Origin of the sequence: Streptococcus sp. k-378 (genome assembly GCF_013277505.1) — a bacterium.
Classification (GTDB): domain Bacteria; phylum Bacillota; class Bacilli; order Lactobacillales; family Streptococcaceae; genus Streptococcus; species Streptococcus pseudopneumoniae.
This window is the reverse complement of record NZ_VMNC01000030.1, coordinates 1-9415: the sequence shown is the minus strand read 5'-3', so window position 1 is coordinate 9415 and position 9415 is coordinate 1. Positions and strand designations below refer to the sequence as shown.

General features: G+C 41.4%; 7 protein-coding genes and 2 pseudogenes. 2 read left to right on the top strand and 7 right to left on the bottom strand.

The genetic code is table 11. The features are described 5' to 3' along the window. Positions 1 to 37: 37 nt before the first annotated feature. Positions 38 to 177 (bottom strand): annotated as a pseudogene (locus HT719_RS03720) (IS630 transposase-related protein); the annotation flags it as partial. Between the two features lie 134 nt (positions 178 to 311). On the opposite strand from HT719_RS03720, the pseudogene HT719_RS03715 reads away from it, so the two are divergent. Beyond that, positions 312 to 1141, top strand: a pseudogene (locus tag HT719_RS03715) (IS5 family transposase). 145 nt (positions 1142 to 1286) lie between these two features. Here HT719_RS03715 and aguB read toward each other — a convergent pair. Genes aguB through HT719_RS03685 form a run of 6 tightly spaced genes read right to left on the bottom strand, consistent with a single transcriptional unit; the run spans position 1287 to position 7958 of the window. Next, the gene (gene aguB / locus HT719_RS03710) at positions 1287 to 2162 is read right to left on the bottom strand and encodes an N-carbamoylputrescine amidase (RefSeq protein ID WP_172928277.1); all 876 of its coding nucleotides are present in this window, start codon (positions 2160 to 2162) and stop codon (positions 1287 to 1289) included. Positions 2163 to 2171: 9 nt separating this feature from the next. Beyond that, positions 2172 to 3257 (bottom strand): agmatine deiminase, encoded by a 1086-nt coding sequence (gene aguA / locus HT719_RS03705; RefSeq protein ID WP_172928276.1) that lies wholly within the window; start codon positions 3255 to 3257, stop codon positions 2172 to 2174. Beyond that, positions 3254 to 4381 carry a carboxynorspermidine decarboxylase gene (gene nspC / locus HT719_RS03700; protein WP_172928274.1) on the bottom strand — a complete coding sequence of 376 codons (1128 nt, stop codon included), beginning with the start codon at positions 4379 to 4381 and terminating at the stop codon, positions 3254 to 3256. Before nspC ends, aguA begins: the two co-directional genes overlap by 4 nt. Continuing rightward, positions 4381 to 5640, bottom strand: coding sequence for a saccharopine dehydrogenase family protein (locus tag HT719_RS03695; protein ID WP_172928272.1), 1260 nt, complete (start codon positions 5638 to 5640; stop codon positions 4381 to 4383). Before HT719_RS03695 ends, nspC begins: the two co-directional genes overlap by 1 nt. Then, complete coding sequence (gene speE / locus HT719_RS03690) at positions 5637 to 6497, bottom strand: polyamine aminopropyltransferase (protein WP_172928270.1); 861 nt, start codon at positions 6495 to 6497, stop codon at positions 5637 to 5639. The genes HT719_RS03695 and speE overlap by 4 nt, the downstream gene beginning before the upstream one ends. Then, positions 6498 to 7958: an aminotransferase class I/II-fold pyridoxal phosphate-dependent enzyme gene (locus HT719_RS03685; protein WP_172928268.1), complete on the bottom strand. Its 1461-nt coding sequence runs from the start codon at positions 7956 to 7958 to the stop codon at positions 6498 to 6500. 708 nt (positions 7959 to 8666) lie between these two features. On the opposite strand from HT719_RS03685, the gene HT719_RS03680 reads away from it, so the two are divergent. Next, positions 8667 to 9362, top strand: a complete 696-nt coding sequence (locus HT719_RS03680; RefSeq protein ID WP_172928266.1) for a VIT family protein — start codon at positions 8667 to 8669, stop codon at positions 9360 to 9362. The last annotated feature ends 53 nt before the right edge of the window (positions 9363 to 9415 follow it).

Sequence of the window (9415 nt, the reverse complement as noted above, 5' to 3'; positions counted from 1 at the left end):
CTATTATATAATGCTTTTTGATTTTAGTTTAGTATGAGTGTCCTTGTTCACGTCTTTCTTTTCCCACATGAAGAGAGTTCTGACGCCAACATCAAAAACCTTGGCTGCCTCGACATGGCTGTGCCCCTCTTTGATGTAATCTAATTCTCGATGTTTAAAATCTGTACTATATGCCATAGCTTTATTATAACATGCTTGTTTGAAACTAAGAAAATATCAAAACTCCATAATTGTTTTTCTAAAATACAGCTTTCAAATATCCTTAAATATAATAGACTTTCCTGCGAAACAAAACATGGTAGAGTAGTTCTATGAATTATGAAGCAAGTAAACAACTAACTGATGCACAATTTAATCGTCTTGTTGGTATTCAGCGTACCACTTTTGAAGAGATGTTAGCTGTATTAAAAATTAAACACGCAAAAGATGGATAAAAACCTAAATTAAGCCTAGAAGACCTTCTTATGGACACTCTTCAATATGTGCGAGAATATCGAACTTATGAACAAATTGCGGCTGATTTTGGTATTCAGGAAAGCAACTTAATCCGTCGGAGCCAATGGGTTGAAGTAACTCTTGTTCAAAGTGGTGTTACGATTTCAAGAACTCCTCTCAGTTCTGAGGACACGGTAATGATTGATGCGACGGAAGTAAAAATCAATCGCCCTAAAAAAAGAATTAGCGAATTATTCTGGTAAAAAGAAATGCCACGCTATGAAGGCTCAGGCGATTGTCACAAGTCAAGGGAGAATTGTTTCTTTGGAGCTCGCTGTGAACTATTGTCATGATATGAAGTTGTTCAAAATGAATCGCAGAAATATCGGACAAGCTGGTAAAATCTTGGCTGACAGTGCTTATCAAGGGCTCATGAAGATATATCCTCAAGCATAAACTCCACGTAAATCCAGCAAACTCAAGCCGCTAATAGCTGAAGATAAAGCCTATAACCATGCGCTATCTAAGGAGAGAATCAAGGTTGAGAATATTTTTGCCAAAGTATAGTAGATTGAAACTAGAATAGTACACCTCTACTTCTAAAACATTGTTAGAAATCGATTTGACTGTCNNAAATCATCGTAAACGCTTCAGATTACGAATGAATTTGATTGTTGGTATTATCAATCATGAACTAGGATTCTAGTTTTGCAGGAAGTCTAGTATAAAATACGGACTAATCAAGATAAAAGAATAGTGAATCATAAAAATCGATTTACTAGATACCATAGTATCTTATAGTTGCTAATAAGAAGTTAGTCTAGCAGAATGAACCTCTCATTTCTCCCCTACTAGTCCGTAATTCGTTGATACATTTCTGGTCTTCTATCTCGAAACAAGCCCCAGTTTAGGCGTTCACTTGCTCCCTTGTCTAGGTCATAAGTAGCTAACAGAACAGCTTCTTCTTGTCTTTCAGCTCGTTCTAGAATAGCTCCTGTTTCATCCGTCATAAAGGAGGAACCGTAGAAGTCAAGACTGGAACTCTGTCCGCCATTTTCCTCACTAGGCGTGACCTCTTCCAATCCATAACGATTGGCTGAGATGACTGGAACAATATTTGCTGCTGCGTGTCCTTGCATGGTACGTTGCCAATGACCACAACTATCCGTATCTAAAATTGGCTCTGAACCAATGGCTGTAGGATAAAAGAGCAATTCAGCACCATTTAACGCAAGACAGCGGGCTGTTTCAGGGAACCATTGATCCCAACAGATACCGATCCCGATCTTGGCATAGAGAGTATCCCAGACCTTGAAACCTGTGTTGCCAGGTGTGAAATAAAATTTTTCTTGATAATAATGGTCATCTGGTATGTGGGTCTTTCGATAAACACCCAGCACCTCACCATCTGCATCAATGACGGCAATAGAGTTATACAAGACATTACCATCTTTTTCATAGAAACTGATTGGTAAAACGACCTTTAGCTCCTTGGCAATGGTTTTAAAATGCTGAATAGCTGTATTGTCTGTCACCGACTGGGCATGCTGGTAGTAGTCATACTGACGTTCCTGACAGAAATAGGGACGTTCAAACAACTCGGGCAAGAGAATAATTTGTGCGCCTTGTTCTGTAGCCTGACGTACTAAACGCTCTGCGGTTTGGATATTTGTTGCCACATCCTTAGCGCATTGCATCTGAATGGCTGCAACTCTTACATTTCTCATCTTTTTCTCCTATTCTGGGATTTGTTGGGTGATACAGTGGATATTGCCACCACCTAAGAGAACATCTCTGGCTGGTATTCCGACAACTTTACGGTCTGGAAAACACTTACTGAGAATATCTAAGGCTACTTGGTCATTGACATCTTGAAACTGTGGAACTAAGACTGCCTTGTTAGCAATATAGAAATTGACATAGGAAGCAGCAAGCCTTTCACCTGCATATCGCTCTTCTTCTCCTTTTTCATATATGTAGCCTGGCAAATCCTCTTCTGTCACAACTTGTCGAACTGCAGGGATAGGCAATTTATGAATGATAAACTTCCGTCCTTTTGCATCTGTCTCTTGCTCTAAGAGTTCGAGATCTGCTTTTGACATGGCATACTGGGGATCGTTTTGATCATCTGTCCAAGCTAAAACAAGCTCAGCAGGACCAACAAAGGCTGCAACATTGTCAACGTGTTCATTGGTTTCATCCTGATAAATACCATAAGGCAGCCAGATAACTTTTTCAGCTCCAAGGCACTCTAATAAGGTACTCTCGATTTCCTCTTTGCTTAGATGAGGATTGCGACCAAGACTGAGAAGGCAACTTTCAGTCACGAGAATGGTTCCTTGACCATCGCTATGTATCGCTCCGCCTTCAAGGACGAAAGGCTTAGCATCGTAAACAGGCATTTCCAAGGCCTCAGCAAAACGACTGGCTACTTGGTCATCATCTTCATAATCTTGATAAAGACCATCATAGGTGCCACCCCAGGCATTAAAAGCCCAATCGACTGCCAACTTTTCTCTTTTATCATTGACAAGAATAGTCGGACCTGTATCACGCGCCCAGGCATCATTGGTGGGAATGTCTAAATAAACAACGCTATCTCCAAGGTAGTCTTGGGCTTCAGATAGATAATCCTGCTCCACCAAAAGATAGACTCTTTCCCCTTCTGCTATGGTCTTGATAATCTGGCTAAATGCTGCTTTAGCAGCTTTTCCTTGAAAAGGCCATGATCCTGGTCGAGTCGGCCATATCATGAGGGTACCATGGTGTGCTTCGTACTCTGCTGGCATGTGATAGCCTAATTTTTTTGGACTGTCCATCATGATAATCTCCCTTTAAAGTCTTGATAGCCAAAGGATTTGACCAAATCACAATCTCCATTCTTATCCATGATATAGAGGCTTGGGAGCCCAATGCCGTTGAAGGTATTGTTTTTGACAAAGGAATAAATGGCCATGTCTTCAAAATAAAGTCTGTCTCCGATTTGGACTAGATTTTCAAAACTATAATCACCAATCACATCGCCCGTCAGGCAGGTATTGGAAGAAAGTCTATAGGTATGGGCCTTTTCTTGTGCTTCATAGCCATCTCTCAATGGTGGTCGATAAGGCATTTCAAGTACATCCGGCATATGACAGGTCGCTGAAGCATCCAAGACCAGCGTTTCAATCCCATTTTCGACAATATCCAAAACCTCTGTTGCTAAATAGCCAGCATTAAGCGCAATGGCTTCACCCGGCTCGATATAGACTTCAAGATTATAAGTTTTTCGGATACGCTTGATTTCTGAAATCAGCAAATCCACATCGTAACCTTCTCTTGTGATGTGGTGTCCGCCCCCCACATTGAGCCATTTAACTTGATGTAAGTAGGGACCAAACTGTTCTTCTACAGCTTTCAAAGTTGTCTCTAAATCATCTGCTCCCTGCTCGCAAAGGGTATGAAAATGAAGACCGTCTACCACATCCAGCAAATCACTAGGAATTTTATCTAGTGTAACGCCAAAGCGAGAACCTGGTGCACAAGGGTCATAGAGCGCGTGATCTCCTTGAGTTGAACATTGAGGATTGAGACGTAAACCAACACTGATACCAGCCTCCCGACAACGAGCCCCATGCTTACGCAACTGTCTCTCTGAGTTAAAGACGATATGGTCCGTTATCTCTAGCAATTCCTCCAAGTCCGCATCCTTAAAGGCTGGCGCAAATACATGGACTTCTCCTGGAAATTCTTCCCTAGCTAGCTTAGCTTCATAGAGACCACTTGCAGTTGTACCAGATAGATACTGGCTAATCAAGGGATAGGTTTTGTAAAGGGAATATGCCTTCTGGGCAAGCAAAACCTTGCAACCAGCTTCTTCTTGAACATATTGTAGAATGCGACAGTTGGCTTCTAACTTGGCCAAGTCAATGACATAAGCTGGTGTTGGTACTTGTTCTAGTTTCATCAGTCCACCATTTGTGGATTTTCAACCACAACCCATGGCAAACCATACTCATTCAAAGCTTCCATGAATGGATCTGGATCCAACTCTTCAAGGTTATACACTCCAGCTTGTTTCCAAGTACCATTCATAACCAATTTTGTCCCAATCATTGCTGGAACGCCTGTCGTGTATGAAATTGCTTGTGACCCGACTTCTGCATAGCACTCTTGATGGTCGCAAACATTGTAGATGTAGATAGTCTTTTTGACACCGTCTTTGACACCTGTAAAGATACATCCAATATTGGTTTTTCCGACTGTACGTGGCCCAAGGCTGGCTGGATCTGGAAGCAAGGCTTTCAAAAATTGGATTGGAACAATGTCTTGTCCATTGAAGTTAATGGTATCCGTACGAAGGAGTCCAACATTTTCAAGACATTTCATGTGCGTCAAGTAAGATTGACCAAAGGTCATAAAGAAGCGAATGCGTTTAACACCTGGAATGTTCTTAGCCAATGATTCGATTTCTTCATGGTGGAGGAGATACATATCTTTTTGTCCAACTTGAGGGAAATCATACTCACGCTTGATAGACATAGCTTCGACTTCGACCCATTTCCCATCTTCCCAGTAAGAACCTGGCGCAGAAACCTCGCGGAGATTGATTTCTGGGTTGAAGTTTGTCGCAAATGGATAACCGTGGTCTCCACCATTACAGTCTAAAATGTCGATATAGTGGATTTCATCAAAATAGTGTTTGAGGGCATAAGCTGAAAAGACACTGGTCACACCTGGGTCAAAACCAGAACCAAGAAGAGCAGTCAAGCCTGCTTCTTTGAATTTCTCTTGATAAGCCCATTGCCATGAGTAGTCAAAGTAGGCTGTAAAGCCAAGTTCCTTACAACGTTTCTCATAGATGGCACGCCACTCAGGATTTTCTGTATCCTCTGCCTCGTAGTTAGCTGTATCGATATAGTGAACTCCAGTCGCCAAACAAGCATCCATGATGGTTAAATCTTGATAAGGCAGAGCTACGTTCAAAACAGCTTCTGGCTTGTAGCTTTCAATCAGGGCAATCACTTCTTCAACCTTGTCAGCATCAAGAGCAGCTGTCTCAATTTTTGTCGTAGTTTTCCCTTCTAACTTCGCTTTCAAGTCATCACATTTTGACTTGGTACGGCTAGCAATCATAATCTCTGTAAAGGTTTCGCTATCCTGACAAATCTTTGAAATAGCAACTTGGGCAACACCCCCACATCCAATAACTAATAAACGACTCATTTTTTTCCTTCCTCTTCTTCTAAAATGTCTTCTACATATTTGGGCAACATAAAGGCTCCCACGTGTAAGTTTGCAGTGTAGTATTCTGTGAAAAGCTGGCGTTTTTTCCAGCCTTCCTTGTCAAAATCTTTGACAGGGTGATATTTTTTCGATGCAAATCCAAACAACCAATAGCCAGCTGGGCTGGTTGGGATATGGGCCTGATAGACCCGACTGATTGGAAAGGCTTGATTGACCTTGCGGTGCATGCTTCGACAAGCTGACTCATCTTCGTCAAAGAAAGGACTCCCATGCTGGTAAATCATGATACCGTCTTCTTTCAAGGCTCTGTAACTGTTACCGTAAAATTCCTTGGTAAAGAGCCCTTCCGTATGTCCAAATGGATCTGTCGCATCGTTGATGATAATATCATAGTCATCTTCGCAGTTTCGCAAAAAGCGTAGCCCATTTTGATAGTAAATGGTAACACGAGGATCATCTAGCCCTGCGGCAAAATCTGGGAAATACTCACGACAGACTTCAACCAACATCTCATCTGGTTCCACAATGTCGATTTGTTCCAATTCTAGATAGAGTGTTAATACTTGGGCAACACCACCGTCGCCACCCCCTATTACCAAAACTTTCTTGGGATTGGGATGCACAGCCATGGGGACGTGAACCGTCATTTCGTTGTAGACAAAATCATCCGCATCTGAAAACAAGACATGCCCATTTAAAATCAGTATTTTCCCAAAAGCTGGGGTATCCAAGACTTCGATATCCTGCCATTCACTTTTACCAGCGTAGAGTTGCTTGGCTGTTCTCAGGGACAATTTCACATCTGGAGTATGAACTTCAGAAAACCATAAATCCATCTAGTTCTCCTTTCTCTTAATGACGTTGATGTGATTGACCTCTGGATCTTCCGTCCCTTGGAGGGAGCAACCACGTTCCTTGGCAAATTGGACATAATCCACAATCTCTCGTGTAATGCGTTCACCAGGAGCCAAGATAGGAATCCCTGGAGGATAGCACATGACAAATTCTCCACAGACTTGTCCAACAGATTCGTCCAAGGTTAAACTTTTTCTCTCTGAATAGAAGGCTTCCTGAGGAGATAACACCAACTCGGGCTGAATATATTCTCCTGCTATCAAGTCCTTCCCATCTCGTGAATAGAGTCTCTTGATGTCAGCCAAAGCACCGACCAAGCGCTCGATGTCTTGGATGCGGTCACCAATCGAAATATAGGCCAAGATATTGCCAATATCACCAAACTCAATCTGAATGTCGTATTCGTCTCGTAGGAAGTCATAAACCTCGATACCTGTTAAGCCAATACCCTGAGTGTAAACTGACAGCTTGGTTACATCAAAATCACAGACCGACACACCATCTATTAACTCTTTTGAGTAGGCATAGTATCCACCGATAGCATTGATTTCACGGCGAGCATACTCAGACAGTTCAATGACCTTTTCAAACGACTCTTTACCACGAAGGGCCAAGTTGCGACGTGAAATATCCAAACTAGCCATCAACAAGTAAGAGGCGGATGTTGACTGAGTAAGATTGATGATCTGACGTACGTATTCAGGATTCATCTGCTCCCCGATTAAAAGAAGCGAACTTTGGGTCAAACTCCCACCAGATTTATGCATGGAAACTGCTGCCATATCAGCTCCTGCATCCATAGCAGAAATTGGAAGTTTATCAGTGAAATGCAAATGCGCTCCGTGGGCCTCATCTACCAAAACCATCATACCAGCTTCATGAGCCATTTTTGTCAACCCCTTTAGGTCTGAACAGATTCCATAGTAAGTAGGATTGTTAATCAAAATGGCCTTGGCATCTGGATGGTCCTTTATGGCTTTGGCTACTCGGTCATTTTCAAGACCTAAAGCGATACCAATCTTAGGATCTACACTCATCTCGATATAGATGGGAATAGCACCACACAGAACCAGCGCATTAATAGCAGATTTGTGGACATTACGTGGCAGAATAATCTTATCTCCTGCCTTGCAGGTTGACAGAATCATAGTCTGCACCGATGAAGTTGTTCCTCCAATCATGAGAAAGGCATGGCTAGCTCCAAAAGCATCAGCTGTCAGCTCCTCTGCATCCCGAATAATCGAAATGGGGTGACCAAGATTATCCAAGGGTTTCATCGAATTAACATCAATGCCAACACATTTTTCACCTAACAGTTCGACAAGTTCTGGATTTCCTCGTCCACGCTTGTGACCTGGAACATCAAAGGGAACAATCCTTTTCTTGCGTAACTTCACCAAAGCCTCATAAATTGGGGCTTGGTTTTGATCTAACTTCTTCAAGACTTACTCCTTTACCGTATTTTTAGTGCCTCAAGAAGATAAAGGCGACTAAAGGTTGACTCATGAAAAAAGAGCAGGTTTCCACCTGCTCTGCAATCTTCTGACGTTTTTATGTTTGTTTCTGTTGAGTATGTCTGTTCCCGATGTTTCCTAACTCTCTAGTAGCAAATATTACGTACTTTATTGATCGTTTCACAAGATGACGTGTGCTTTCACCACACTAAAAATTTATGAATTAGGACAAGTGTCCTAACATCAACTTATAAAAGTAGGCTTTTAACCCTATCAATAATGTGGTTTTTCAACCACGCTTCGGCATTCAACCCTGCCTGTCCGTAGGCATTTTTTACTCGGGTTTATATTTGCTAGAAAACATCATCTCATTTTCTAAGCTTTATTACTATATCATGTTTTTAAGAACTTGTAAAGCCTTTTACGAAAAAAATATAAAAAGTTCGCAAAATAGTTGGATTTTATTTGATTTAATACTCATTATTCTCTTGTAAACGATTATAAAGTGAACAAAATGTTTATCCTATTTAATTTAAAATTTTTATGCTATTCTATACTCTTTACCTTCGGTATTTGACCTATTAGAGAAGATGTCGACATTTTTATATCATTAAAATCGTGCAACTTTTTTCAGATACTTTTAAAAGATTGATTTCATTACCTCTTTCCTTTATACTGGATAAAAAGGAGAATAGTATGTCAGAAACAAATCACAAAATTGATTCAAATTTTGCAGGTCGTTTAAATATCCTGCGTGCGGGTGTTCTTGGTGCCAATGATGGGATTATTTCCATTGCTGGTGTGGTTATCGGAGTTGCTAGTGCCACGACCAATATCTGGATTATCTTTTTATCAGGATTTGCAGCTATCTTAGCTGGTGCCTTTTCAATGGCTGGTGGAGCATATGTATCCGTTTCAACTCAAAAAGATACTGAGGAATCAGCCGTTGCGCGTGAGCAGCTCTTGCTAGACCAAGATATGGAACTAGCCAAAAAGTCCCTCTATGCTGCCTATATCCAAAATGGAGAATGCGAAACCTCTGCTCAACTCTTGACCAACAAAGCCTTTTTAAATAATCCACTCAAGGCTTTGGTAGAGGAAAAATACGGTATTGAGTATGAAGAGTTTACCAATCCTTGGCATGCTGCTATCTCTAGCTTTATTTCTTTTTTCCTTGGTAGCTTACCACCAATGCTGTCAGTAACTATTTTCCCAAGTGAATACCGCATTCCTGCTACTGTCCTTATCGTCGGTGTGGCCCTTCTTCTCACTGGTTACACTAGTGCCAAACTTGGAAAAGCCCCAACCAAAACAGCTATGATTCGGAACCTAGCTATTGGTCTTTTAACCATGGGAGTTACCTTTCTGCTAGGACAACTTTTCAGCATTTAATACTCTTCGAAAATCTCTTCAAACCACGTCAGCTTCGCCTTGCCGTATATATG